The following is a 24,342-nucleotide window of genomic DNA, read 5'->3' as shown; positions in this document are numbered from 1 at the left end:
CACTTCGTTATATAAAATATATCACACCTCGATATAAAACGCAAGAAAAAAGACCACCCTCAGGCAATCTTTCTTCTATATTAGTAAAGATCTAAATAGTTATCAATTTCCCATTGTGAAACGAAAGTTGCATAGCTAGCCCACTCGATACGTTTAGCTTCAAGAAAACTAGTATAGATATGTTCTCCCAGAGCTGCTCTGACAACCTCATCTTCTGTCAGAGCTTTCAAAGCGTTGTGAAGAGTTGATGGAAGGTCTGTAATGCCAGCTTCCTTACGCTCTTCCGCTGTCATGATGTAGATATTTTCTTCGATAGGAGCTGGTGCTTCGATTTTGTTTTCAATACCATGCAAACCAACTTCCAACAGAACCGCCATAGCGATGTATGGGTTTGCCATCGGATCCACTGAACGTAACTCAAGACGAGTTCCCATACCACGTGAAGCAGGCACGCGTACAAGTGGCGAACGGTTACGACCAGCCCAAGCAATGTAAACAGGCGCTTCATAACCTGGAACCAAACGTTTGTATGAGTTAACTGTTGGGTTCATAATAGCAGTATAGTTGTAGGCATGCTTAATCAAACCGCCAAGGAAATAGTAGGCAGTTTCTGACAACTGCATTCCTTTTGGATCATTTGGATCAAAGAAGGCATTGTTTCCTTCTGCATCAAACAAGGACATATTACAGTGCATACCTGATCCAGCAATACCAAATTTTGGTTTCGCCATAAAGGTTGCGTAAAGTCCGTGTTTGCGAGCAATGGTTTTAACAACAAGTTTAAAGATTTGAATCTTATCACAAGCACGGAGAACTTCATCGTACTTGAAGTCAATTTCATGCTGTCCAACCGCAACCTCATGGTGACTTGCTTCTACTTCAAATCCCATTTTGGTCAAGACATTCACAATCTCACGACGTGTGTTGTCCGCAAGGTCCGTAGGTGCCAAATCAAAGTAGCCACCCTTGTCATTTACTTCAAGTGTTGGGTCCCCATTTTCATCCAATTTAAATAGGAAGAATTCTGGCTCTGGCCCAAGGTTGAAAGATTTGAATCCCACTTCTTCCATGTGACGAAGAGCACGTTTCAAATTGCCACGAGGGTCACCTGCAAATGGTTCACCTTCTGTTGTATAGACATCACAGATCAAACCTGCAACACTTCCATTTTCATCTCCCCAAGGGAAGACTGTCCATGTATCCAAGTCTGGGTACAAGTACATATCTGATTCATTGATACGTACAAAACCTTCGATAGAAGATCCATCAAACATAGCCTTGTTTGACAAGACTTTATCTAACTGTTCATCTGTAGCAGGAATTTCGACGTTTTTCATGGTTCCCAAAATATCTGAGAACATGAGACGAATAAAGGTAACATTTTTTTCCTTGACTTCACGACGAATATCTGCAGCTGTGATTGGCATGAGTTTTCTCCTTAATGTATGACTACTTGCGGTTGCCTAACCGCGACCAAAAGGTGACCGTACTGAAGCAAAGCGACCCTGTTGGAGGAGTTCATTGTGAAGTGCACGACGTACTTCAGTCTGACTAACCGCTTTCTTGGATTTCGCTTCACGTTCAGCATATTTTTTCTTAATGGCAGCGATATTATAACCTTCAGAGATATAATCTTTGATTTCAAGCAGACGATCCATGTCATTCAAGGAATACATGCGACGGTTCCCTTCGTTTCGATCAGGCTTAATCAACTCTTGATCTTCATAATAACGAATCTGACGCGCCGATAGATCGGTCAACTTCATAACACTGCCGATAGGAAAAACAGCCATATTTCGGCGAAATTCTTTTTCCTTCATTTACAATTTCCTTCTTTCTGTCTATTATAGTCTAAAAAAAGACAAACGTCAATTGATAATGTTATAAAATGTAACATTATTTTTCTTTTTTCTCTAAAAAGAGCCGAATACGATCAATATCGTAATTTACGAGAATTGCGACAAAAACTCCCATGAAAGTTTCTGATACACGCGCAAACACGTACAAAATTGTTTCCCCACTCGGAATCGATAGGGTAATGATTAACATAGCTGCTACACCGCCAATAACCCCTGCTTTGTTATTCATGGCTACATTTGTCATAATGGTTAACATGGTGCAAATGGGAACAACAACCAAGGTCACCCAAAAGGCTTCATGGAAAAAGGTATTTAATAGGAAGAAGACCAGGGCATAGAGGCCACCGATACTATTTCCTAGAATACGCGAAGTCCCAAAATGAACACTCTTATCAAAACTCTCCCTCAGGCTAAAAACAGCTGTCAAAGCACCAATTTGAAGACCTTTCCAGCCAAAAAAGCCAAAAATCAAGAGAACTAGAAAAACAGCAATACCTGTTTTAAAGGTTCGCATACCAAGTTTGAACTGGGATTTATCGAATTTATATTTTTTAAAATAACTCATAATCTCAACTTTCTATTTCCATTTTATCATAAATTGGATGATTTTATGAGCAATAGTTGAGAGGAAGCGTTTTTATTTTAAGCAAAAGAAAAGAGGAACTTTCATCCCTCTCTTCTTTGATTCATTATAAAATCTTATTTTTCTGTCAAGGCTGCAAGTCCTGGAAGAACTTTATACTCAATGAAAATCAAAGAGCAAACTAGGAAACTAGCCGCAGGCTGTACTTGAGTACAGCAAGGCGACGTTGACGTGGTTTGAATTTGATTTTCGAAGAGTATTACCTTCAAGAAGCTCCATTGATGCCCCACCACCACGTCACAAATACCTCCACTAGCACAAAAAGGTGACATAGCCACCTTTTTGTTAACGTTTCAGTTTTGTTCCTTTTTCTACAAAATCAGGATTTTGTAGAGACTAACGGGCTGAAATTATTTTTCTGTAAGTGCAGCCAAACCTGGCAATACTTTACCTTCAAGAAGTTCCATTGATGCTCCACCACCAGTAGAGATCCATGAGAATTTGTCTGCGCGACCAAGGTTGATCGCTGCAGCAGCTGAGTCACCACCACCGATGATTGATTTAACGCCTGGTTGTTTCACGATAGCATCCATCACACCGATTGTACCAGCTTGGAAGTCTGGGTTTTCAAATACACCCATAGGTCCGTTCCATACAACTGTTTTCGCACCAGTCAAAGCTTCGTCAAATTTAGCGATAGATTTTGGACCGATGTCAAGACCAAGGAAGCCTTCAGAAACTGCTTCACCTTCAGTGTCACGCACTTCAGTGTAGCCAGCAAATGCGTTAGCTTCTTTTGAGTCAACTGGCAAGATCAATTTACCGTTTGCTTTTTCAAGAAGAGCTTTCGCAACATCCAATTTGTCTTCTTCTACAAGTGAGTTACCGATTTCGATACCTTGTGCTTTGTAGAATGTGTAAGTCATACCACCACCGATAAGGACTTTATCAGCTTTTTCAAGCAAGTTTTCGATAACACCGATCTTGTCTGAAACTTTTGAACCACCAAGGATAGCCACAAATGGACGTTCTGGAGTTTCAACTGCTTCTTGGATGTAGGCAATTTCGTTTTCAAGAAGGAAACCAGCAACTGCTTTTTCAACGTTTGCTGAAATACCAACGTTAGATGCGTGTGCACGGTGAGCTGTACCGAATGCATCGTTTACGAAGATACCATCTCCAAGTGATGCCCAGTATTTACCAAGTTCAGGATCGTTTTTAGATTCTTTCTTACCGTCAACATCTTCGTAACGAGTGTTTTCAACCAAGAGAACTTGTCCATCTTCAAGAGCGTTGATAGCTGCTTCCAATTCAGCACCACGAGTGACTCCTGGAAGGAAAGCAACGTCTTGACCCAATTTAGCTGCCAAGTCTGCAGCAACAGGAGCAAGTGATTTACCAGCTTTATCTGCTTCTTCTTTCACACGGCCAAGGTGAGAGAAGAGGATAGCACGTCCACCTTGTTCAAGGATGTACTTGATAGTTGGAAGAGCTGCAGTGATACGGTTGTCGTTGGTAATCACGCCATCTTTTACAGGTACGTTGAAGTCAACACGAACGAGAACTTTTTTCCCTTTCAATTCAACGTCTTTAACAGTCAATTTTGCCATTAGATATGACTCCTTCTTTTTTTATACGTGTTAATTATATCACAAAATCAGCAAAAGAGATAGAAAAAGCCTAAACTTTTCCAGTTCTTTCTTGCAACTGAAACTAGCATTTCTTAAAATCAAAACTAGAATAACCTTTCCAAATAACTAAATATACAAGACAAACTAGTTCATTTACTCATTTTTCACTGATTTCTACTAGTTAAAACAAGATCTGACTGAGATGCAGTCAAATCTTGTTTTTTAGTTTTTACGAGAAAATCCAATATTCAATACGGTTAGTCTTCTCTCTTCTTTCCAGCAAGTAGGCCATAGCCACTCATCACTCCGAGGAGTCCTAGTGCTACTAAGCTAGATTCTCTTGTCGCTCCAGTATTTGGAAGTTCTTTACTTGCTTCTTTAACTTTTGCCGATGCTACTAAAGGAAGCTGATTCATTGTTTGTGAGAATTTCTCTTCTTTAGTTCCCACTTCAACAATTTCCGGAAGAGCTGCCTTGAGAATTTCAGTCGAACGAAGGGTGCGTTTGCCTTGGGCATCTACTTCTACAAAGCGACGAACTTGTCCTTCTTCTCCAGCTTGCACAATACGACGTTGACCTTTGAGAAGTTCTGAGTTTGGACGCTCTTGACGTTCAAAGGATACTGCAACTTCTTCAATTTCTAGTTTCGGAGTTTCTAGAACTAAATCTTTCACACCTTCAGCTGGTTGATTACTTGAAAAGACTTTGGTTCCAACTTCAGTAATTTCTGGGATAGTTTCCTTGAGAACTTCTGTTGAACGAAGAGTACGATTACCTTGGGAATCTACTTCTACAAAGCGACGAATTTGACCTTCTTCTCCAGCTTGCACAATACGACGTTGACCTTTGAGAAGCTCTGCGTTTGGACGTTCTTGATGTTCAAAAACTACTGAAACTTCTTCAACTTCTAGTTTCGGAGTTCTTAGAACCAGGTCTTTTACTCCCTCAGCCGGTTGGTTACTTGATAGAACTTTTGTACCTACTTCGGTAATCTCTGGAAGAGCTTCTTTGAGAACTTCAGTCGAGCGAAGGGTACGATTGCCTTGGAAATCTACTTCTACTAGACGACGAATTTCCCCCTCCTCTCCAGCTTGCACAATACGACGTTGACCTTTGAGAAGTTCTGAGTTTGGACGTTTTTGACGTTCAAAGGATACTGAAACTTTTTCAACTTCCAGTTTTGGAGTTGCTTGAACTAAATCTTTCACACCTTCAGCTGGTTGATTACTTGATAGAACTTTTGTACCTACTTCGGTGATTTCTGGGATCGCTTCCTTGAGAACTTCAGTCGAACGAAGGATGCGATTGCCTTGGGAATCTACTTCTACTAGACGACGAATTTGACCTTCCGCTCCTTTTTGGACAAGTTGACGTTGTCCTTTAAGAAGGCTTGCATTTGGGCGCTCTTGACGTTCGAAGGCTGTTGTTTCAGTTTCCACAACTAGTTCAGAGAGAGCTTCAACAGTTGGCGCTACTTCATTTGGATCCATGCTACCAAGGTGGTGGCTTTCTGCTGCAGGAGCTAGTTTCTTATTCAGCTTTTCTTTCATGTCCGCAAAAGCTTGTGGAGTTGGCGTTTGTGAAGCTAACAAAGATTCTGCTTGGGCAATCAACTCAGCTTGAGAATCTTTTTCACGGACGGATTCGAGTAAACCTTCCAATTCTTCTCTAGCAGTTTGATAACGTTGGTTTCCATCCAAATCCGCACCAGCTTGTTTCAACTCATTCAAAGCCTGGTTGACTTCTTCTTGACTGGCATTATGGTTTTCTGCTGCAGTTTTTGCCGCATTGAGCTTCTCTACTAGCGCAGCTTGTTTTTCCTCGCTTGAGAAGGTATATGCAACAGTTGACTGACGTCCTTGGGCAGCAGTAATTTCTTGCTTGAGATATTCATCATTAACCGCAGCCTTTGGTGATACCAAAACATCAAAGTTAACTTCATGACCTTGGTAACGAAGCGTCAAAGTTTGACGGCCAGTCTTTTGAGCATCGTAGCCTGTAATTTCAACACCTTGATCTGTGAAGGCATGACTTTCTTCTGTCTCGTCATCATAGAGAACTCCGAAGCGACCTTCTGCAATATCCAGTTGATCTCCTACTAGATAATCCGTTTTCGGTTTCTGAGTAATGGACAATTTAGTCACTTCTTTCGCCTTCCCTTGGTCTTGTCCTGTCACTTGCACCTTCAAATCGCCCGTAACTGTAACTCCAAGATAGCTGACTGTGAGCTTCTGCTCCCCTTTTTGATGGGCATCGTATCCAGAGATAGTCACACCTGAGTGAGTAAGGTTAATCAGCTCATCGGCTTGTCCCCCTTCGTATTGAACACGCAGTGTTCCGCCTCTAAGGTCAAGTTTTTCTCCCTCTTCATAAACTGTTTTTTTAGGTCCTTTTTCAAGGCTAACTGTAGCAATTTTTCTCTCATCCTGCGGAATCGCTACTGCCAGTATGTTACTGATTTCTTTGCCAGGTAGTTGGGTACGATAGTAAAGTAAATTTGGTTGCTTGTCAAAGCCCAATGGTGCCGTAGCCAAGTCGCCTCCAGTTTCAGACTTCAAGGTCGCAATTGGTGTTTGTGAATCAGCCTTGTCGTAAACGGTGATGGTTGCGCCTGCCGGAACATTAGAGAAGCCTAGTTGAACTTGATGGTTTCCAAGTGAACGAGCAGCTACCTTAGCCATTGGAATATTTTGACTTTCTGTATCCAAGGTTTCGTACATCTTCCAGTTGTAGATACGAATGGCCTTCCAAGGTGTTCCGTTATCAGATGTAATGACATGCAAACGCCAGTCTTGAGCTGTGATTGGTTTATCAAAGGTAATATCTGTAACATGGGCTTTATTGCCACGAACTTCCTTAGCCAACTTCCATCGACCATCCGCGTCTTTATAATAAAGGTCAAAGTCTTTGGTGTTCATCAAACCGTCGTTTACAGATTCCCCACCAGCTCCAGCATGGTCCATCACCCATCTAACAACTGTACGTGGCTGGGTTAAACGAATATCCACACTACCACTTAACTGTCCAGAAGACCACTTGTCTGAAAGACTGGTAATGGTACCATTCAACATACCTTCAATACCTTCTCCACCTTCAGTCTTAGGGAAAGTGCTACCAATAACCGTTGCCCCTGGAACAATATTTTCAGCCAAAGGTCTTGGGAGAGTTGTATCCTGAACCGTCATGCCCCAGTTAAAGGATGCCGTCGCAGCTTCAGAACGAAGTCCATTTTTACCAACCGCAACGACTTTCAATTCCTGAGTCCTACCAGTCGCATTAGCAGAGCGGCTAACTTTTGGCAAGTAGATAGCGGAAGCAGATGATCCTGTCAACAAACGCCAGTTATCCCCATCTTTTTCGTAGACTTCATAGAAATCTGCATCTTGGTTGCCCGAAAATTGAACAACTGCTTCAGCTTCTTGGGCATTCTTAAGAGATTGCTTCACCACAGAGAGACCCGTTGGAGCTTGCGGTGCTTGGTAATTGTCTGAAATTGTTAATTGTCCTAGCTTGAACTGATAATCTTTCACAGCACCTTCATGTTCGAAGAAGAGTTTAACTGCATAGATGGTTTTTCCTGCTAGTGAGCCAAGGTCAATTTCTTCATTTGTCCAGTTGTCAGAAAGAGTCAGTTCTTTCCATGCCTCCGCATCTTCAAATTTGTAGTCTGGAGTCGTAGAGAAAGCCATATAAACTTTCGAGCCTTTTCCTCCCTTGTGGGCAACCCGAAGTTTGGTTTTCTCCGTTACTTCTAGTTTGGTAGAATACAAATTCACATCTTGGTCCGTCTTACCAGCTACATCACCTGAGAATTTAAGGGAGTTACCACCATTATAGGCATCTGTAAAGTCATATTCTGCACGAAGTTTTTCCCCTGTCGAAGTCTGCCACCAGCGCCATGTTGGCAAGACACCTGAAACAGAACGGTAGTTCCACTCAGAATCTTTAGAAACTTTGCCGTCTACAAACCACTTTCTACCATGACCTGTATTAAAGGAGGTCGTGAAGGTTCGTCCTACTGCTGGTGTGCGGTCAGCAACCAAATTGGCAATTCCATACCACTCTTTGTCTGCTGGTTTTTGAGCTGTCGGATCTCCTTGGTAACCTGTGAAGAAGATATCTTCGTTTTTGTGGTAATCTTCACCTGTTTTTCCTAGACTAGTAATCGTATCTGGTGCAAATAGTCCAAGTGACAAACGCAACTTGCCCTTTTCATCCAAGAGAGCATCCCATTTGACTTTTGTCTTATAAGAACCACCTTGTTGCAATTCCAAGCCTGCAAAGACATCATATTGACTACGTTCTAGCCATTTTGCCATCTCTACAGAGTGGTCATTCTTTTCCTTATTCCAGTTGAAATTGGCAAAAAATTGATCTGCAGGGACCTTGTCACCTTCTTTTTGCATGAACTGATAGTTGTAATCGCCTAGACCATCTTCGTGGTAACGACCATATTTGTAGGTCATGGCATCGTACCAAGCATACTTAATTGGATGGTTGACTTTTGCTGCATATTCCTTTGTGTAGAGCATGAATTGACGCATTTTTTCACCAAGGGGCGTCACTAAGTCACCCGTTGTTTCTTGGTTGATAAAATACCCATCAAAGCCATAATACTTAGCAAGATCGACAAGTTTTCGTGCAATCGGGAAGGTTCCATCCTCATCTTGTTTCAAAGCAGCAGCAAACTTCTCTTGGTCAGCGATGCTATTTGACCAGTTGAAGAACAAGGTTCCATAAACAGGCACACCATTACGATGCCCTGCATCAATGACATCTGGAGTTGGGACTAGGCCTTCCCAGAAGACCATTGAATCCAAGTATTGCCAGTAGTCAAAAGCATAAGCTTTAAATTCTTCTCCACCAACAGATGCATGGTCTTTGGCTTTAGAATTGGTATTAGACAGAGCTTGAACCTTGGCTCTTCTACTAGCTTTTTCATTCACCAACTGACCTCTATGGCGCTTGGCGAGTTCAACTGAGGAACGGTTGATGGAATCATCCTCACGCGCACCAGGTTCCCATTTCAACAAATCCTCCCAAGTATCAAACTTGATTTCTTTTGGTCGGAGACTTTTTTCTTCATTTTTAGGAACGTCTGCTAGAGTTGGTTTGTCTGCTTTCTTATCAGTTACTTGAGGCGCTTCCTCTGGCTTGACTCCTTCATTTTCAGCTGGTTGAGCTACTTTTTCAACTGTTTCCGTTGGAGCTGGTTTTGCTTCTTCTTTTTCATTAACCAAAGCAGTTATTGCCGGAGTATTTTCTGAGATCGGTTGCTTATCTACTTTGTTCCCTGTTTCCGATAATTGTTTTTCGATAGCTGCAGTATCTGGATTAGTTGTTTCACTAGTACTTGCAGCTTGAGCGCTCGTATTTGCAACTGTGTCAGAGACTGAGAGCTGTTCGGCGAGGACTGGACTCGCAAACAAAGCTGAACCGATCATCAAGGAACAAGCCCCGATTGACAACTTACGAATGCTATAACGGCAGCATTTTTCATAGAATAGATCTTTCATATTTTCCTCCTATTGAAAACAAAGTAAGCACTTTACTTTATTGTAAAAAGTAACTGTTCTCATGACAACCATCAGAACAGGATCATCTTCATTTTATCCTATATGAAAACGATGTCAATCTATTTAACATAAAAACTATAACTAGGATAATAATCAGTAAAATTTGGACATAATTGAATAAAGCCACTCTTGGAAAGTAAATTTACTCCCTATTTTTAAAGAAAGTTGCCTTTTCTTAGGAAAATTTCATCTAAACACTTGTTAGATTTACTTTTATCCTTTAAAATAGAATAGGAGAAATTCCGTTATTATTTTTCGGAGGAAAAAGAAATGTCCATTAATTGGCAGGAAATTTTATTTCACTTTTTAGGTGGTCTGGGACTATTCTTATATAGTATCAAGACCATGGGAGACGGTTTGCAACAAGCTGCTGGAGATCGCCTTCGTTTTTACATTGACAAGTACACCAGCAATCCCTTTTTAGGTGTTCTAGTCGGGATTGTCGTGACTGCCCTGATTCAGTCAAGTACAGGGGTTACAGTTATCACGGTTGGACTGGTCAGCGCTAGCCTTCTAACTCTTAGACAGGCTATCGGAATTATCATGGGAGCCAACATCGGAACTACCGTTACTTCCTTTATCATCGGTTTCAAGCTTGGTGAGTATGCTTTACCCTTGATTTTCCTTGGAACCATGTTCCTATTCTTTACAAAAAACAGAACAGCAAACAATATTGGGCGCATCCTGTTTGGTGTAGGGGGAATCTTCTACGCCCTCAACCTCATCAGTGCCGGTATGAGCCCTCTTAAAGATTTACCACAATTCAAGGAATACATGGTAACCTTGGGACAAAATCCTGTGTTAGGAGTTTTTGCCGGTGCTGTGATTACCGTTCTCATCCAAGCTTCTTCTGCGACAATCGGGATTTTGCAGGGTCTCTATGCAGGTGGCTTCCTTGACCTTAAAGGTTCTCTACCAGTTCTCTTCGGGGATAATATCGGGACAACCCTAACCGTTATCATCGCGGCAGCAGGAGCCAATGTCTCTGCGAAACGCGTTGCTGCAACCCACGTCACCTTTAACGTATTAGGAACTATCCTTTGCTTAATTTTATTAGGCCCCTTCACTGCTATGATTGAGTACTTCCAGGCACTCCTTCACCTCTCACCTGAGATGACTATTGCCTTCTCTCACGGTGCCTTTAACGTAAGTAACACTATTGTACAATTTCCCTTCATCGGAGCTTTGGCTTTCTTTGTAACTAAGCTCATCCCTGGTGAAGATGAAGTTGTCAAGTACGAGCCGCTTTACCTTGATGAGCATTTGATTAAACAAGCTCCATCAATCGCTCTCGGAAATGCGAAGAAGGAACTCCTTCACTTGGGAAATTATGCTTCTAAAGCCTTTGACCTTTCATACAACTACATCATTGACCTTAATGAAAAAGTTGCTGAAAAAGGTCACAAGACAGAAGAAGCCATCAATACCATTGATGAAAAATTGACTCGATACCTCATTACTCTTTCAAGTGAAGCCCTTAGCCAGAAAGAAAGTGAAGTGCTGACCAACATCCTGGATTCATCCCGTGATTTAGAACGGATTGGGGATCACGCAGAAGCCCTAATCAATCTGACTGACTACCTTCAACGTAAAAATGTCGAGTTCTCTGAAGCTGCTTTGCAGGAATTGTCTGATATTTATCAAAAAACTACTGGCTTTATCAAGGATGCCCTTGATAGCGTGGAAAACAATGATATCGAAAAAGCTCAAAGTCTGATTGAACGCCATAAAGAAATCAATAATATGGAACGCGTTCTCAGAAAGACCCACATCAAACGCCTTAACAAGGGTGAGTGTTCAACACAAGCTGGGGTCAACTTTATCGACATCATTTCCCACTATACTCGTGTATCTGACCATGCCATGAACCTTGCTGAAAAGGTCATCGCTGAACAAATCTAATATCCAAGAAGCTATCCTGAATAGGATGGCTTTTTCTTCTCCTTATACTCTTCGAAAATCTCTTCAAACCACGTCAACGTCACCTTGCCGAAGGTATATGTAACTGACTTCGTCAGTTCTATCTACAGCCTCAAAGCAGTGCTTTGAGCAAGCTACGGCTAGCTTCCTAGTTTGTTCTTTGATTTTCATTGAGTATAACTAAGAATTGCTTTTCTGTCATATAGAAAAATGCTTTGATTCACAATGGAATCAAAGCATTCTGAAGAGCTCCCCATACATAATTGCAGAAGCTGCAGTTCCTCGGTACTTGGCTTCTTCTCTTTTGATAAAGCGAGCCAAGTTGATCAACTCAGGTGCTGGATGTTTGGGGTTTAGGAGCAATTCATGATTGACCAGTCCTGAGAGACGAACTGCCAGCAATTGCTCATTTGTAGTAGGCAGTTTTTTAGCAGTCTCTAGGAGAGCAGCAACTAAATCTTCACTTAAATCATGTCGAGCATGATTGTAAAGATCTTTTATAAGGCTTTCTAGGTTTGGTTCTACCATCCCTACACCCCCCTTATGTTTAATAATTTTTAATCAAATCAACCGTTGAACGATCCAATTTCTTCACCAAGGCTTGTAAGAAAGCTTGGGCTTCTAGGAAGTCATCCATAGCGTAGAGGGTTTGGTGAGAATGGATATAACGAGCGCAGACACCGATGGTTGTAGATGGGACACCACCATTTTTCAGATGAGCTGCGCCAGCGTCTGTTCCGCCTTTACCACAGTAATATTGGTACTTGATACCAGCTTCCTCAGCCGTTGTCAAAAGGAAGTCCTTCATACCTGGAAGAAGCAAGTGACCTGGATCGTAAAAACGAATCAAGGTCCCATCTCCAATCTTGCCTTGACCACCATAAACATCACCTGCTGGTGAACAGTCCACTGCTAGGAAAACTTCTGGGTCAAACTTAGTTGTGGAAGTATGAGCACCACGGAGACCAACTTCTTCTTGAACATTAGAACCAAGATAGAGTTCATTTCCTAGTTTTTGGCCTGAAAGAGCTTCTGCCAACTCGCTCACCATGAGAACCCCGTAGCGGTTATCCCAAGCTTTTGAAATGATATTTTTTTCATTAGCTGTCAAGATTGCAGAACTATCTGGTACGATGGTGTCGCCAGGACGGATGCCAAAGCTTTCTGCCTCAACCTTGTCCGCAAAACCACCATCAAAGACGATATCTGCAATGGCTGGCATGGTTGGTCCGCCCTTACCACGAGTCAAATGTGGCGGAACAGAACCTGAAATCACAGGAATTTCACGACCGTCACGAGTCAGGAGTTTGAAACGTTGGCTACTAACCACCATAGGATTCCAACCACCGATTTCTACGACACGGAAGGTACCGTCTGGCTTGATTTCGCTGACCATAAAACCAACTTCATCCATGTGAGAAGCAACCAAGACGCGCGGTGCATCCGCAGCTTCTGAATGTTTGATCCCGAAAATACCACCCAAGCCATCTGTCACCACTTCATCCACGTGCGGTATCAACTTTTCACGAAGATAAGCACGGACAGGTGCTTCATGACCTGAGATCGCAGCAAGTTCTGTTACTTCTTTGATTTTTGAAAATAATGTTGTCATTTCAGTTCCTTCTTTCTTTCATCCATTTTACCACTTTTTATAGGAGAAGGATAGCGGGAAGGTGGATTTCTAAATTAGTATCTTAGTCTTACTGTATCTTAGAAAAAGATTGTATTTTCTTGCATGTGAGGTGAAATCTAAGAACTATTCCAAGACCAACCAAACTATTAATTCACAAACAAAAAACAATCCAATGCTATATTTTTTCATGAAATTTCCAGAAAACAGTTGACTTTGCCTTCTTCTTTCTTTAAAATAGTACAAAACTAGGAAAAGGAAAAAATCATGACCAAAACAATTCTTGTCACAGGTGGGGCTGGCTACATTGGCTCCCATACCGTTAAAGCTCTTTTAAATGCTGGCTATCAGGTACATGTTCTAGATAATCTCTCTACAGGAAATCGAGCGGCTGTGGATAGTCGTGCTAGCTTTAAACAACTGGATGTTTATGATGCTAGTGCCTTAAAAGCTTATTTGGAAGAAAATCAGATTGATGCTGTTCTCCATTGTGCGGGTGAGATTGTTGTGAGCGAAAGTATTGAAAATCCAAGTAAATACTTCACTGCCAATGTTGCTGGTATGAACCAAGTTCTCAAAGTCTTATCTGAAGTTGGTATTCAAAAAATCATGTTCTCTTCGACTGCTTCCCTCTATGGTAATAACTGTATTGACAAGCCTGCAACTGAAGATACCCTGCTCGACCCTGTCAACCCTTATGCAGAAACAAAATTGATGGGCGAACGAATGATTTACTGGATGGCCAATCGCTACGATTGGAAATATGTCATTTTCCGTTACTTTAATGTTGCTGGGGCTGAAATGGATGCTTCAAACGGTCTGCGTGTGAAAAATCCAACTCACATCATTCCAAATATCAACAAGACCGCATTGGGACAAAATGATAGTCTGAAAATATTTGGAGATGACTACGATACACGTGATGGTTCATGTATTCGAGATTACATTCATGTCTTGGACCTTGCACAGGCTCATGTTAAAGGAATGAACTACCTATTTCAAGAAAACAGTTCTTCTCAAATCTTTAACTTAGGAACTGAAAAAGGCTATACCGTCAAAGAAATCTTTAAAACTGCTGAAGAATTACTGAATCAAAAAATACCACACGAAATTGTTGCTCGCCGTGCTGGTGACCCAGCTAGCGTCCTAGCAGACGCATCAAAAGCTAAAAAATATCTTGATTGGAAGGCTAGCTACTCCCTAGAAGATATTATTTTATCAGATTATCGTTGGCGTGTTAAAGAAGGTAAAAACATTTTGGAATAAATAACAGAAACATCAATAATAAATAAAAACACAGATAGATGACACTTAGTAAATACCAAGTATCATCTATCTGTGTTTTATACATTAGAATACAATCTTACTTTGAATTTCTTTTCAAAGTAAAGTGGTCTGGGACAGGGTCCTTGCCTGTTTTCGACCAAGGATGGCAACGTAAAATCCGAGCCAAGCCCATCAAAACACCCTTGAAGCCATGCTTTTCAATAGCCTGAATCATATAGTTGGAACAAGTAGGCTCAAAGCGACAAGAGGGTGGAAAGGCTGGTGAGATAAAACGTTGGTAAAAGCGGACTGGTGCTATTAAGATTCGTTTCATTATTTCTTGGTTACAGCCATGGTGTGTAGTTGGCTGATTTCTTTTTTGTTAAGACGACGTGATTCTCCCGGACGAAGGCCTGTCAAGTCTAAATGCCCGAAACGTGTACGAGACAGTTTATCTACTTGGAGACCGACAGCTTCAAACATTTTTTTAACCTGATGGTTACGCCCTTCATGGATGGTCAATTGCACCACTGAGCGGTTTTTAACTGGATCCACTTTGAGAATTTCATAGACAGCTGGCTTGGTTTTCTTGCCATCAATCTCAAGACCACGCGTCAAGGGACGAAGATTATCCTTATTGGCCACACCTTTAACACGCGCGACATAAACCTTGTCAATCTCATTGCGAGGGTGAATCATCTCATCCGTAAAGTCACCATCATTGGTCAAAATCAAGACTCCTGATGTATCCCAGTCCAAACGACCTACAGGGTAGATACGCTCTTTGACATTGGGCAAAAGGTCGACAACAGTCTTGCGACCCTTGTCATCTGTCACACTGGAAATGACACCACGTGGCTTGTTAAGCAGATAATAGACCTTTTCTTCGTTGTAGATAGGTTGACCTTCAACTTCTACCTTGTCGCCTGACTTGATGGTCGTTGCGAGTTCACGCACCACTTGTCCGTTGACCGTTACCAAGCCTTGCTTGATCAATTCTTCTGCTTTTCTCCTACTGGCCACACCTGCGTGGGCAATATACTTATTGATTCTCATCTTCTTCTATCCTTTCACCAAATAATTGGCTTTCTTGGGCTTGAATCTCAAGCTCATCAATCACTGGTAATTCTTCCAAATGGTTCATTCCCATATAATCTAGGAAATAATCCGTAGTCACATAGAGGTTGGGGCGCCCCAACACTTCTTTTTTCCCGTCTTCTCGTATCAAGTCAAAGGCCTGCAACTTTGCCAAGGCCCCACTCGAGTTGACTCCACGGATGGCATCAATTTCTATCCGAGTAATGGGCTGTTTGTAGGCAATGATGGACAAGGTCTCAAGGGCAGCCCGAGATAAACTCTGGTTGATAGGTGCCTTAGAGTATTCCTTCAAAATCTCTGCAAATTGAGGCTTGGTCACCAATCTATAAGCTCCACCAGTCTCAATCAGAGCCAAACTGGAATCTGGATCCTTTTCATACTTCTGGGCTAATTTTTCTAAACTCTGTTGGATTCCTGTCGGTGGTAGAGAGAGGAGTTCAGCTAACTGGCGGACCCTAATCCCATCTTCACCCGCTACAAACAAGAGCGCTTCTATTTTTGCTAAAGTACTCATCTTTCCTCTCTATCAAGTTTAGCTTTGTGCCACTTGACTTTCTTCCTTCTTTTCCATGAGATAGATATCTCCGAAACTCTCCTCTTGCACGAGAATCAGCTCCTGGGTTTTGATTAACTCTAGGGTTGCCAAAAAGAGGGTAATGACCTCTTGGACATTCTGGGCTTCCTTGAACAAATCCTGCAAGCGCAACTGATCTCGTCCAGCCAAGGAGTCTTTTACGATGACCATCATGTCCTCAATCTTATACTCATCCCGCAAGATAGTTGTGTGATTCTGAGCAAACTCCTCTTTTTTCTTTGTTAGGATATTTGAAAAAGCCAAAAAGAGGTCAATGGTCGTCTTATCATGCACAAGCTCCGCATCTTCGTAAATCAACTCTGTCGGTGCTTTGGAATAGTACTGGGCCCGTTCTTGGTGCTTGGCTTCCAAGTGTTCACCCAAGAGCTTGAACTTGCGGTATTCTTCGATTTGAGAGAGAAGATCCTGCTCTAGGTCATCTTCCAAATCTGTCACTTCCGCTACCTTTGGCAAGAGCTTGCGGCTCTTGATCAGCATGAGCTGACTGGCCATGACCATGTACTCACCCGTCACTTCCAGACGCATGGCCTGCAGGGTTGAAACATAGGCTAGATACTGTTCGATGACTTCCGTAATAGGCACATCATAGATATCCATCTGGTACTTAGAAACCAAGTGCAAGAGCAAGTCCAGGGGTCCTTCAAAATCTTTTAATTTAATATCCATTATCTATATTTTTCTATGGTCAGGACTGTTTTTAATCCTAATTTTTTTGCAATTTCGTACAAATCGACCTTGTTTTCAATTTGTCGTAGAATGAACTGTTCCCGCAAGGCTTGGGCTGATAAGGTTGGGAAACCTTTCTCCTTGACAAAGGACTCCAACTGACGGAAGGCCCACTGACGAGAATAAGCTTTTCCTGCCCTTTCAAAGAGGTAGGTCTGTCCCATCAAGGGTTCTAGCTCTGAAAGCAAGGTTGTGGGAATGGTGACAATCCTCTGTTGGGAAGCCTTCTGGATTCGCAACACCTGAAAATCCAGATTGATATCCGCAACCTTTAGAGCTAAAATCTCACTCGGCAAGAGTCCCATTTCTAGGATTAAGAGTGCTAGCAAGCGACCCTCTGGATAGTCGCTTTCTTGCCAAAAAGAGTCTAGGTCTAACAGTTCTGGCTTTGCGGTCTTCTTTTCAGCTTGTTTAGCTAATTCCAAGCGGTAAAAGCTGTCCACTTCTCCTTTTTGATAGAGAAAGTAGAGAAATTGGTTACATGCCGAAATCTTTCGTTTCTGGGCGCTGATTTTTAGATTGGCTAGCTGGGCTTGGTAAATCTTGAGACTGGTCTCCGAAATCCGCTCGCCCACAATGTCTAAAAATTGCTCCAGATCATACTTATAGGATTGCTTGGAATTGGCAGATAAGCCCTGCTTTTCCTCTAAAAAGGCTGAAATCCTATCTCTCATTTGCATCGAATCTCATATTCCTTACTAAAGTCATGCAAGAGGGCATTGACTGCCTTGAGGATAGACTTGCGCGTGATAATCCCTTGGAAAATACCTTCTGCGTCCACAACTGGCAAGAAGGACTCATCTACCAGCTTGTGCAAGACCTCCGTAATGGTAAAATCTGGCGAAACAATCGCTACGTCCCTTTTCGTCATATGAACGATATCCGTATCCGCCATGATTTCTGGGCTCAAGTCATGCTCCATCTGATAAGCCATAATATCTCTGAGCCCAATAGTCCCAACAAACTGCTTTTCATCTGTCACAACGGGAACACGGGTATAGGTCATCTGACTGAGCAAGAGGGTCGCATGATCCGCATTGTGGGTATCAATCAACACAGCTAGATTTTCAGCAGGGGTCAAAAAAGTTTCCTCTTGCCCCAGCAAGAAAGTCTCAAACTCCTTGGCAATCATCGGCTAAACTCCTTGGACAAGCCTGGATACACCTCGTGGTTTCGTGTCAAAAAGTCGACTTTGAAGTAACTATCATCAATCTCCACACGAGCATAGAGACATTCTCTGATTGTACCACGTGGTTGGCTGATGGAACCTGGATTTAGAAAGAGGGTCTTGCCTTCCATCCAAGCGCTTGGAACATGTAAGTGACCATAGAGGCAGATATCTGCCTCTTCTTCCTGAGCCCAGTAGTCCAACTTTTGAAAGTTGAAATTGATGTCAAACAAGTGACCATGGGTTTGGATAATCTTGGTCGAACCAAGCTCAGTCACCAAACGTTCTGGGTAGCCGGCGTAAAAGTCCATGTTCCCTTTAACAACGCGGATGCCTTCCCAAAGGGGAGAATCAGGACGCAGTTCAGAATCGCCATTATGAAAAACGGCATCAACTTTGCCCACATAGCGATCACGGATTTCTTCCACAATCAAGCTATCGCCATGAGAATCGCTCATTACAATGATGGTTTGCTTTGCCATGATGGAAATACCTCCAAAAGTTTCTTAACGGCTAAGGCACGGTGAGATTGACTATTTTTTTCTTCAAGGGTTAATTCAGCTGAGGACTTGCCTGTCTCTCCTACAAGGAAGAGAGGGTCATAGCCAAAGCCATTTTCACCCTTAGGTTCAAAGTTAATGTAGCCAGGCCAGTCTGCTTCAACAACCAAACTTTCCTTGTTGGGACTGGCTACGACTAGGGTTGTATGGAATTGAGCCGAGCGGTCCTTGAGTTCAAAGACCATGGCCAATTCGTGCAAGAGTTTGGCATTGTTTTCACGATCAGTAGCTCCCACACCTGCGAAACGAGCTGACCAGACACCTGGCAAGCCACCAAGGACATCGACTTTGAGACCTGAGTCATCTGCCAAAACCATCTTGCCCGTTAATTGAGAAATGGTTTCTGCCTTGAGACGGGCATTTTCTTCGAAGGTCATGCCTGTTTCAGCTACTTCAGGCAAGTCAGGATAGTCATTAAGATTTTCCACATCGTAGCCTAACTTATCAAAGATAGCTCGGAACTCTTTGGTCTTGCCTTCGTTTCGAGTCGCAATCAATAAGGTTTCTCTGACCTTGCTTGTCTCAAAGAAATCATGAACATAGACCCCTTCTTTAGGCAATTCTACATACAAGAGCTGCCCATTTTCAACCAAGAGCAGGACTCCCTGACGTTGAATAACTTCCAAATTTCGGCCCATTTCTTGGTTAAGGATATCTACTACAAAAGACAATAAACGGTAGGGAGAACCATAGCGTAAAACAGTAACTGAAAGTGGAAAACCTCGTTCCTCGTCTCGAAAGATTTTGGCCAATCCAACTAGAGGAAAATCCAAGTCTTCATCAGTCAATGTCCGGACACCACCAAAAATACTATATGAGCCGACATACCAGTCCTGGTCATCCTTATATTCATAAATTTTATTTGTCATAATTCTACATGCTCCACATAAATCTCTTTTTCCAGCCATTCTTCACCAATTTGTGCAAAACTTTGGCTGCTGGCTGTTGTGTAAAAACGGTGATGGAGTGGTCCAGCATCGCGACCACGATTGATTTCAAAATAATTAAGTAAGACTGAGATATCTCGTACGCACTCTGCTCCACTATCGATGAGCTGAACCTTGGGCCCCATGACATTTTGAATAATAGGTCTGAGGAGTGGATAATGGGTACAGCCCAAAATCAGGCTATCCACCTTTCCAACCAAGGGACGCAGGGTTTCATAGACCACTTTCTTGGTGACACTGGTTGACAGGGCACCAGACTCCACTAAGGGAGCAAACTTGGGACAGGCCAAACTCTCCACCTGTAAGTCCGGATCCAAATCATGAATTTTCTGACGGTAGATGTCTGATTGTACCGTCATGGGTGTTCCAATCACTCCGATTTTCCCACCTTGACTGGACTTGATAGCTGCCGAAGCTCCTGGCAAAATCACACCCAAGACAGGAATATCTAGTTGAGCCTTGATTTCTTCCCAGACGACGGCAGTCGCAGTATTACAAGCAATGACAATCATTTTGACATCCTTGGTCAAAAGAAAGTTGACCAACTGCCAAGTATATTCACGAATTTGCTCAGCAGGACGGGGACCATAGGGCGCCCGCGCCGAATCTCCAATATAGACGATTTCTTCATGGGGAAGCTGGCGCATGAGCTCGCGCACAACGGTCAAGCCCCCGACACCCGAATCCAAAAAACCAATTGGTCGATTATCCATACAGTCTTCTTTCTAGTCTTTTTTCTGATTGATAGTTCATTATGATTACCGTTCCTTATGAACTAAATAATGACAGCCTAATCAACAACTATCTCTTTTAATCATAATCAAATATCAATAGAATGCAAGGAAAATATCTCATCCCTAAACCCTTAGCCAACATAGTGAGAAGTCTGGAATTTTCATCCCAGACTTTTCCTTATTTATTTTTTCTTTTTATTGTTAGCAAGGGCTGCCTTTTGTTGGCGGATGATTTGGTGGTAAACTTGTTGTACCTTGGCTTCGCTTGGTTTTTGACCATTTGCACTCAAAAGAGTACGAACTGCTTCAGCATTCAAACGTGGGTTGTCAGCGAATTCTTTTTCGATTTGCTTACGAACCAAGTACATTCCTCCCAGAGCTCCTCCTAGAAAAGCTAGCACAATCAATACAATTGCTAATAGTAAATCCATCATATTTCTCCTGTTTCTTTTTGAGTCTCTTTCATTATACCATAAACTAGCCACCCTGACTAGTTTGTTTTACGCTTTCAGGGATGGAATAGACAGCAAAAAGAACCCTGCTTTTCTACGAAAGAGGGCTCCTTACTGAGTTTAATTTACATAAATAGCCAGTGTTTGATAAGGTTTGAGTAGAATTTTCTCAGACACTTCTGCATCTTCATAGTTTGAAAGCAAAATCTGTCCATTTTGGTAGTCTATAGGTAAGTCAATCTCCACTTCTGTGCCATAAAAATTATTGAGCCACATCTCAGCCTTTTTCTTTATCCCAAAACCAATTCATCACTAACTAGACTTTGGCCACTATTTTTCTGGAAGAGATGCATAAGTTCTTCAACTGTCAGATGCTTTTTCTCCTCTCCCTTGACATCCACCACTATCTTGCCTTGATAGAGCATAATGAGACGATTTCCGTACTCAATCGCATGGTTCATATCGTGGGTAATCATCAAAGTCGTCAACTGATGGTGTTCCACAATCTTTTGCGTCAAATCCATCACCATTTGACTCGTTTTCGGGTCAAGTGCCGCAGTATGTTCATCCAAAAGTAAAAGTTTGGGTTTCACCAGAGATGCCATGACTAGGGTCAAGGCCTGTCTTTGTCCTCCTGAGAGGTATTGAGTATCCACTTTCAAGCGATTTTCAAGACCAATATTCAACTCTTTCAAGGCCTCTTGAAACTGGATTCTGTCTTTCTCCTTCACACCCCAACTAAGCCCCCTCTTTTGCCCCCGTCTTAAGGCAATAGCCATATTCTCCTCAATCGTCAAACGAGAGGCTGTTCCCATCTTAGGATCTTGAAAAACACGGGCGATATCCTTGGCTCTCTTTCTGACACTCAGATTTTTAATGGATTTCCCTGCCAATAAAAGGTCCCCTTCATCCACCGATAGATTGCCAGCCAAGATATTCATCAAAGTGGATTTCCCTGCTCCATTTCCACCGATTACAGAGATAAAATCTCCCTCTTCAACCTCTAAATCTAATCCTTTGAGGACATGGTTCTCATTGACCGTCCCTGCTTCAAATGTTTTGTGAATATTTTCAAGTGTTAACAAACTTGCCATAACTTTCTCCTCCTATTCATTTCTCAATTTCAGACCACGAATCTTTAATCTCTTTTGCAATTCTGGTGCAAATAACACTAAGGCGAGCAAGATTGCATTAAAGAGACGTACTAAGTTTTGATCTAGATTTGGAATTTCATAGATATTTAAAATAATCAAACGGTAGACAATAGCACCGATTCCGATGGATAACAAGCGACCTCCAATGGTCAAGTCGTGTATCAAGACTTCCGCAATAATCACTGCACTCAAACCAACAACAATGGTTCCTGTCCCAGAAGTCACATCTGAAAATCCATCATTTTGGGCAAACAAGGAACCACATAAGGCAATCAAGCCGTTTGAAATCATGTAACCAACAATCTTCATGGTGTCTACATTGACCCCGTTGGCCTCACTCATAGGAATATTGTCCCCAGTCGAACGCAAGACTAAGCCAATCTCTGTTTTCATCAAAAGAGTCAAGACCAAACAAACAAGTAAGAGACAGGCCAAACTGAATGAGAAAACAGCTTCTTCAGTTGTCAGCCCTAAGCTCGCCAACTGTTTAAAGACAGTTGAAGAATCTCCCAAGGAAAGATTGGGCACGCTTCCCATGATTTTAATATTGATGGAATAGAGCCCTGTCAAGGTCACAATCCCTGTCAAGAGAGCGGGAATTTTCATCTTGGTGTGGAGCATTCCTGATACTAGACCTGCTACCATACCTGCCAGCAAAGCAAGTAAAGTCGCAATCCAAGGATTTGTTCCTGCCTGTATCTGTGATACAACGACTGCTGCTCCCAGAGGAAAAGCTCCCTCAGCAGTCATATCCGCAATATCCAAAATACGGAAAGTCAAGTAGACCCCAATAGCCATAATCGACCACAACAAACCTTCTGATAAACTAGATAATACAAAATTCATCTCAAACCTCCTTATTCCTTGCCTTCTAACTTACTAATATCAATTCCTAGTGCATCTGCCATTTCTTGATTTGTATGCAATTCCAGCTTTTCAGGCAACTCAACTGCTATATTTTCTGGCTTCTCACCTTTTAAGACACGAACCAGCATTCTTGCTGTCTGACGTCCCAATTCTTCATAATTGGTTCCGTAGTTATACAAGCCACCAACAGCAATCATTTCTGTTGAACCACCGAATACTGGAACCTTGTGTTTAATAGAAACCTGCTTGACTGTTTCCATGGTTGATGAAATGATATTATCCGTTGGTACAAAAACCATATCTACCTCTGCCATCAAGCTTTCTGCTGCAGCCTTGACGTTGTTACTGTCCAAGATTGTTTTTTCAACAACGGTAAAGCCTTTTTCTTCCAGAAGGCGCTTAGCTTCATCCTTTTGTACAACCGAATTGGGCTCACTCTGAGTATAAAGAATTCCAATTGTTTTAGCTTTTGGCAACACTTTCTTTATCAAATTGATTTGGGTTGAAATGGCATCTGATGACTGATCGCTTGTCCCAGTTACATTGCCCCCAGGATGCTCTCTTGACTCAACTAACTTGGCACTGACAGGGTCTGTTACAGCTGAAAAGATAACCGGTGTCGTTTGTGTTGTATTAGCCAAGCTCTGAGCAGAAGGCGTTGCGATGGCTAGAACGACATCACTAGATTCTGCTAGTTGCTGGGAAATCGTTTTTAGATTTCGTTGTTCTCCCTGTGCATTTTGCAAATCAATCTCGATATTTTTCCCTTCAACATAGCCTTGCTTGGCCAGCTCATCCACAAAACCTTCTCTAGTAGCGTCCAAAGATTGATGAGTAATAAACTGTGAAATACCGATACGAAAAACATCTTTTTTCTTATCTGCCTTCAACTGATGCAAACTGATCAGAGAGGTCAAGAGAATCCCCACTACCAAGAGGGGTGCTAGTAATTTTCGAACAACTTTCATAATGAAACTCCTTCTCAGAAAAGATAATACTCAATGAAAATCAAAGAGCAAACTAGGAAACTAGCCGCAGGCTGTACTTGAGTACGGCAAGGCGACGTTGACGTGGTTTGAATTTGATTTTCGAAGAGTATAAAACAAAAAACCGCCTAGATAATACCTAAACGGATGCTTGAAATAATCTAACAAGTTACAACTTAGCTAGTCCATTTAGATATTCATCTATATGGACCACAATCAAAAATCTTAGCCACATAGATACAAACAAATTGCTTGAACTGTTTGCATCCATGGTGACATGTCTACAAACACTATCTAAAGTAGCTAAAGTAAAAGTTTTGATTCATCGTTACAGCTTGTCTTTTATTCATTTCTTTTTCTGCTTTCTTTTTTGATGTTTCCTATCTTACCACCTTTTTTATCAGCTGTCAAGAATATTTCAGAATTTTTTAAAATTTTTCGAAAATTCTTTCAAGCCACTTTTAAAGTTTTTCAAATCAGTCCAACAAAAAAAGGTTTATAATTTCCACATCAATTTTTATGGGCTCTATAATATTTGTAGTGGGTAACCCCCTATGGATATTATGGAGCCTTTTTTGTGTAGAAAAAAA

Annotated in this window: 23 protein-coding genes and 1 pseudogene; 2 read left to right on the top strand and 22 right to left on the bottom strand. The window is 41.9% G+C overall.

All coding sequences use genetic code 11. The features are described 5' to 3' along the window. Nucleotides 1–80 precede the first annotated feature (80 nt). The 6 genes from glnA to O3650_RS06190 all read right to left on the bottom strand — a co-directional run bounded on the left by glnA (nt 81) and on the right by O3650_RS06190 (nt 9,589). Nucleotides 81–1,427 (bottom strand): type I glutamate--ammonia ligase, encoded by a 1,347-nt coding sequence (gene glnA / locus O3650_RS06215; protein ID WP_049515973.1) that lies wholly within the window; start codon nt 1,425–1,427, stop codon nt 81–83. Nucleotides 1,428–1,463: 36 nt separating this feature from the next. Continuing rightward, complete coding sequence (gene glnR, locus O3650_RS06210) at nt 1,464–1,820, bottom strand: transcriptional repressor GlnR (protein ID WP_000659548.1); 357 nt, start codon at nt 1,818–1,820, stop codon at nt 1,464–1,466. Between the two features lie 76 nt (nt 1,821–1,896). Continuing rightward, nucleotides 1,897–2,424 carry an aromatic acid exporter family protein gene (locus tag O3650_RS06205; RefSeq protein ID WP_000119915.1) on the bottom strand — a complete coding sequence of 176 codons (528 nt, stop codon included), beginning with the start codon at nt 2,422–2,424 and terminating at the stop codon, nt 1,897–1,899. Between the two features lie 134 nt (nt 2,425–2,558). Further along, entirely contained in the window at nt 2,559–2,774 is a 216-nt protein-coding gene (locus tag O3650_RS06200) for a hypothetical protein (protein ID WP_153193953.1), read from the bottom strand. A 78-nt stretch (nt 2,775–2,852) separates the two neighbouring features. Beyond that, complete coding sequence (pgk, locus tag O3650_RS06195) at nt 2,853–4,052, bottom strand: phosphoglycerate kinase (RefSeq protein WP_084861906.1); 1,200 nt, start codon at nt 4,050–4,052, stop codon at nt 2,853–2,855. Nucleotides 4,053–4,330: 278 nt separating this feature from the next. After that, nucleotides 4,331–9,589, bottom strand: a complete 5,259-nt coding sequence (locus tag O3650_RS06190; protein WP_203175808.1) for a G5 domain-containing protein — start codon at nt 9,587–9,589, stop codon at nt 4,331–4,333. Nucleotides 9,590–9,919: 330 nt separating this feature from the next. Between O3650_RS06190 and O3650_RS06185 the strand changes: the two genes are divergently transcribed. Continuing rightward, nucleotides 9,920–11,551 carry a Na/Pi cotransporter family protein gene (locus O3650_RS06185; RefSeq protein WP_261084395.1) on the top strand — a complete coding sequence of 544 codons (1,632 nt, stop codon included), beginning with the start codon at nt 9,920–9,922 and terminating at the stop codon, nt 11,549–11,551. Between the two features lie 249 nt (nt 11,552–11,800). Here the strand turns inward: O3650_RS06185 and O3650_RS06180 are convergent, their stop codons facing one another. Then, on the bottom strand, nt 11,801–12,097 hold the full coding sequence (locus O3650_RS06180; protein WP_261084399.1) for a bacteriocin immunity protein: 297 nt from the start codon (nt 12,095–12,097) through the stop codon (nt 11,801–11,803). A gap of 19 nt (nt 12,098–12,116) precedes the next feature. Then, entirely contained in the window at nt 12,117–13,181 is a 1,065-nt protein-coding gene (gene pepA, locus O3650_RS06175; RefSeq protein WP_371491809.1) for a glutamyl aminopeptidase, read from the bottom strand. Nucleotides 13,182–13,466: 285 nt separating this feature from the next. Between pepA and galE the strand changes: the two genes are divergently transcribed. Then, on the top strand, nt 13,467–14,465 hold the full coding sequence (gene galE, locus O3650_RS06170; RefSeq protein ID WP_261028193.1) for a UDP-glucose 4-epimerase GalE: 999 nt from the start codon (nt 13,467–13,469) through the stop codon (nt 14,463–14,465). Between the two features lie 97 nt (nt 14,466–14,562). Here the strand turns inward: galE and yidD are convergent, their stop codons facing one another. The 14 genes and pseudogenes from yidD to O3650_RS06100 form a co-directional block, all read right to left on the bottom strand. Next, nucleotides 14,563–14,799 (bottom strand): membrane protein insertion efficiency factor YidD, encoded by a 237-nt coding sequence (yidD, locus tag O3650_RS06165; RefSeq protein ID WP_004245573.1) that lies wholly within the window; start codon nt 14,797–14,799, stop codon nt 14,563–14,565. Further along, complete coding sequence (locus O3650_RS06160) at nt 14,799–15,521, bottom strand: pseudouridine synthase (protein ID WP_001222228.1); 723 nt, start codon at nt 15,519–15,521, stop codon at nt 14,799–14,801. The genes yidD and O3650_RS06160 overlap by 1 nt, the downstream gene beginning before the upstream one ends. Next, entirely contained in the window at nt 15,508–16,077 is a 570-nt protein-coding gene (gene scpB / locus O3650_RS06155) for an SMC-Scp complex subunit ScpB (RefSeq protein ID WP_261084405.1), read from the bottom strand. Before scpB ends, O3650_RS06160 begins: the two co-directional genes overlap by 14 nt. A gap of 18 nt (nt 16,078–16,095) precedes the next feature. Continuing rightward, nucleotides 16,096–16,824 (bottom strand): segregation/condensation protein A, encoded by a 729-nt coding sequence (locus O3650_RS06150; RefSeq protein WP_049535604.1) that lies wholly within the window; start codon nt 16,822–16,824, stop codon nt 16,096–16,098. Next, a complete protein-coding gene (xerD, locus tag O3650_RS06145) occupies nt 16,824–17,558 on the bottom strand; it encodes a site-specific tyrosine recombinase XerD (RefSeq protein WP_371491808.1) in 735 nt (244 codons plus the stop codon). The genes O3650_RS06150 and xerD overlap by 1 nt, the downstream gene beginning before the upstream one ends. Continuing rightward, on the bottom strand, nt 17,555–18,016 hold the full coding sequence (gene cbpB / locus O3650_RS06140) for a cyclic-di-AMP-binding protein CbpB (protein WP_261084409.1): 462 nt from the start codon (nt 18,014–18,016) through the stop codon (nt 17,555–17,557). The genes xerD and cbpB overlap by 4 nt, the downstream gene beginning before the upstream one ends. Then, a complete protein-coding gene (locus O3650_RS06135; RefSeq protein WP_001118953.1) occupies nt 18,013–18,534 on the bottom strand; it encodes a metallophosphoesterase in 522 nt (173 codons plus the stop codon). The genes cbpB and O3650_RS06135 overlap by 4 nt, the downstream gene beginning before the upstream one ends. Beyond that, nucleotides 18,510–19,481, bottom strand: a complete 972-nt coding sequence (locus O3650_RS06130) for a nucleoside-triphosphate diphosphatase (RefSeq protein ID WP_261084411.1) — start codon at nt 19,479–19,481, stop codon at nt 18,510–18,512. The genes O3650_RS06135 and O3650_RS06130 overlap by 25 nt, the downstream gene beginning before the upstream one ends. Then, nucleotides 19,478–20,272, bottom strand: coding sequence for a glutamate racemase (gene racE, locus O3650_RS06125; protein WP_000370377.1), 795 nt, complete (start codon nt 20,270–20,272; stop codon nt 19,478–19,480). The genes O3650_RS06130 and racE overlap by 4 nt, the downstream gene beginning before the upstream one ends. Before the next feature lie 203 nt (nt 20,273–20,475). Then, a complete protein-coding gene (locus tag O3650_RS06120; RefSeq protein WP_000364990.1) occupies nt 20,476–20,724 on the bottom strand; it encodes a YneF family protein in 249 nt (82 codons plus the stop codon). 141 nt (nt 20,725–20,865) lie between these two features. Further along, nucleotides 20,866–21,015: pseudogene (locus O3650_RS06115) on the bottom strand (alpha,alpha-phosphotrehalase); the annotation flags it as partial. Nucleotides 21,016–21,035: 20 nt separating this feature from the next. Continuing rightward, entirely contained in the window at nt 21,036–21,839 is an 804-nt protein-coding gene (locus O3650_RS06110; protein WP_261084412.1) for an ATP-binding cassette domain-containing protein, read from the bottom strand. Nucleotides 21,840–21,851: 12 nt separating this feature from the next. Then, nucleotides 21,852–22,745 carry an ABC transporter permease gene (locus tag O3650_RS06105; RefSeq protein WP_001012086.1) on the bottom strand — a complete coding sequence of 298 codons (894 nt, stop codon included), beginning with the start codon at nt 22,743–22,745 and terminating at the stop codon, nt 21,852–21,854. A gap of 11 nt (nt 22,746–22,756) precedes the next feature. Continuing rightward, nucleotides 22,757–23,734 carry an ABC transporter substrate-binding protein gene (locus O3650_RS06100; protein ID WP_261041620.1) on the bottom strand — a complete coding sequence of 326 codons (978 nt, stop codon included), beginning with the start codon at nt 23,732–23,734 and terminating at the stop codon, nt 22,757–22,759. Between the last annotated feature and the right edge of the window lie 608 nt (nt 23,735–24,342).

The organism is Streptococcus sp. 20925_1_24 (genome assembly GCF_041432335.1).
Taxonomy (GTDB): domain Bacteria; phylum Bacillota; class Bacilli; order Lactobacillales; family Streptococcaceae; genus Streptococcus; species Streptococcus mitis_BM.
Note: the sequence above shows the minus strand (reverse complement) of the source record. Positions and strands in the feature narration are given on the sequence as shown.

What these genes read in the sequence shown, in the direction of transcription:
- glnA (WP_049515973.1), bottom strand. Translation starts at nt 1,427, where the DNA reads ATGCCAATCACAGCTGCAGATATTCGTCGTGAAGTCAAGGAAAAAAAT.
- glnR (WP_000659548.1), bottom strand. Translation starts at nt 1,820, where the DNA reads ATGAAGGAAAAAGAATTTCGCCGAAATATGGCTGTTTTTCCTATCGGC.
- O3650_RS06205 (WP_000119915.1), bottom strand. Translation starts at nt 2,424, where the DNA reads ATGAGTTATTTTAAAAAATATAAATTCGATAAATCCCAGTTCAAACTT.
- O3650_RS06200 (WP_153193953.1), bottom strand. Translation starts at nt 2,774, where the DNA reads ATGTCACCTTTTTGTGCTAGTGGAGGTATTTGTGACGTGGTGGTGGGG.
- pgk (WP_084861906.1), bottom strand. Translation starts at nt 4,052, where the DNA reads ATGGCAAAATTGACTGTTAAAGACGTTGAATTGAAAGGGAAAAAAGTT.
- O3650_RS06190 (WP_203175808.1), bottom strand. Translation starts at nt 9,589, where the DNA reads ATGAAAGATCTATTCTATGAAAAATGCTGCCGTTATAGCATTCGTAAG.
- O3650_RS06185 (WP_261084395.1), top strand. Translation starts at nt 9,920, where the DNA reads ATGTCCATTAATTGGCAGGAAATTTTATTTCACTTTTTAGGTGGTCTG.
- O3650_RS06180 (WP_261084399.1), bottom strand. Translation starts at nt 12,097, where the DNA reads ATGGTAGAACCAAACCTAGAAAGCCTTATAAAAGATCTTTACAATCAT.
- pepA (WP_371491809.1), bottom strand. Translation starts at nt 13,181, where the DNA reads ATGACAACATTATTTTCAAAAATCAAAGAAGTAACAGAACTTGCTGCG.
- galE (WP_261028193.1), top strand. Translation starts at nt 13,467, where the DNA reads ATGACCAAAACAATTCTTGTCACAGGTGGGGCTGGCTACATTGGCTCC.
- yidD (WP_004245573.1), bottom strand. Translation starts at nt 14,799, where the DNA reads ATGAAACGAATCTTAATAGCACCAGTCCGCTTTTACCAACGTTTTATC.
- O3650_RS06160 (WP_001222228.1), bottom strand. Translation starts at nt 15,521, where the DNA reads ATGAGAATCAATAAGTATATTGCCCACGCAGGTGTGGCCAGTAGGAGA.
- scpB (WP_261084405.1), bottom strand. Translation starts at nt 16,077, where the DNA reads ATGAGTACTTTAGCAAAAATAGAAGCGCTCTTGTTTGTAGCGGGTGAA.
- O3650_RS06150 (WP_049535604.1), bottom strand. Translation starts at nt 16,824, where the DNA reads ATGGATATTAAATTAAAAGATTTTGAAGGACCCCTGGACTTGCTCTTG.
- xerD (WP_371491808.1), bottom strand. Translation starts at nt 17,558, where the DNA reads ATGAGAGATAGGATTTCAGCCTTTTTAGAGGAAAAGCAGGGCTTATCT.
- cbpB (WP_261084409.1), bottom strand. Translation starts at nt 18,016, where the DNA reads ATGATTGCCAAGGAGTTTGAGACTTTCTTGCTGGGGCAAGAGGAAACT.
- O3650_RS06135 (WP_001118953.1), bottom strand. Translation starts at nt 18,534, where the DNA reads ATGGCAAAGCAAACCATCATTGTAATGAGCGATTCTCATGGCGATAGC.
- O3650_RS06130 (WP_261084411.1), bottom strand. Translation starts at nt 19,481, where the DNA reads ATGACAAATAAAATTTATGAATATAAGGATGACCAGGACTGGTATGTC.
- racE (WP_000370377.1), bottom strand. Translation starts at nt 20,272, where the DNA reads ATGGATAATCGACCAATTGGTTTTTTGGATTCGGGTGTCGGGGGCTTG.
- O3650_RS06120 (WP_000364990.1), bottom strand. Translation starts at nt 20,724, where the DNA reads ATGGATTTACTATTAGCAATTGTATTGATTGTGCTAGCTTTTCTAGGA.
- O3650_RS06110 (WP_261084412.1), bottom strand. Translation starts at nt 21,839, where the DNA reads ATGGCAAGTTTGTTAACACTTGAAAATATTCACAAAACATTTGAAGCA.
- O3650_RS06105 (WP_001012086.1), bottom strand. Translation starts at nt 22,745, where the DNA reads ATGAATTTTGTATTATCTAGTTTATCAGAAGGTTTGTTGTGGTCGATT.
- O3650_RS06100 (WP_261041620.1), bottom strand. Translation starts at nt 23,734, where the DNA reads ATGAAAGTTGTTCGAAAATTACTAGCACCCCTCTTGGTAGTGGGGATT.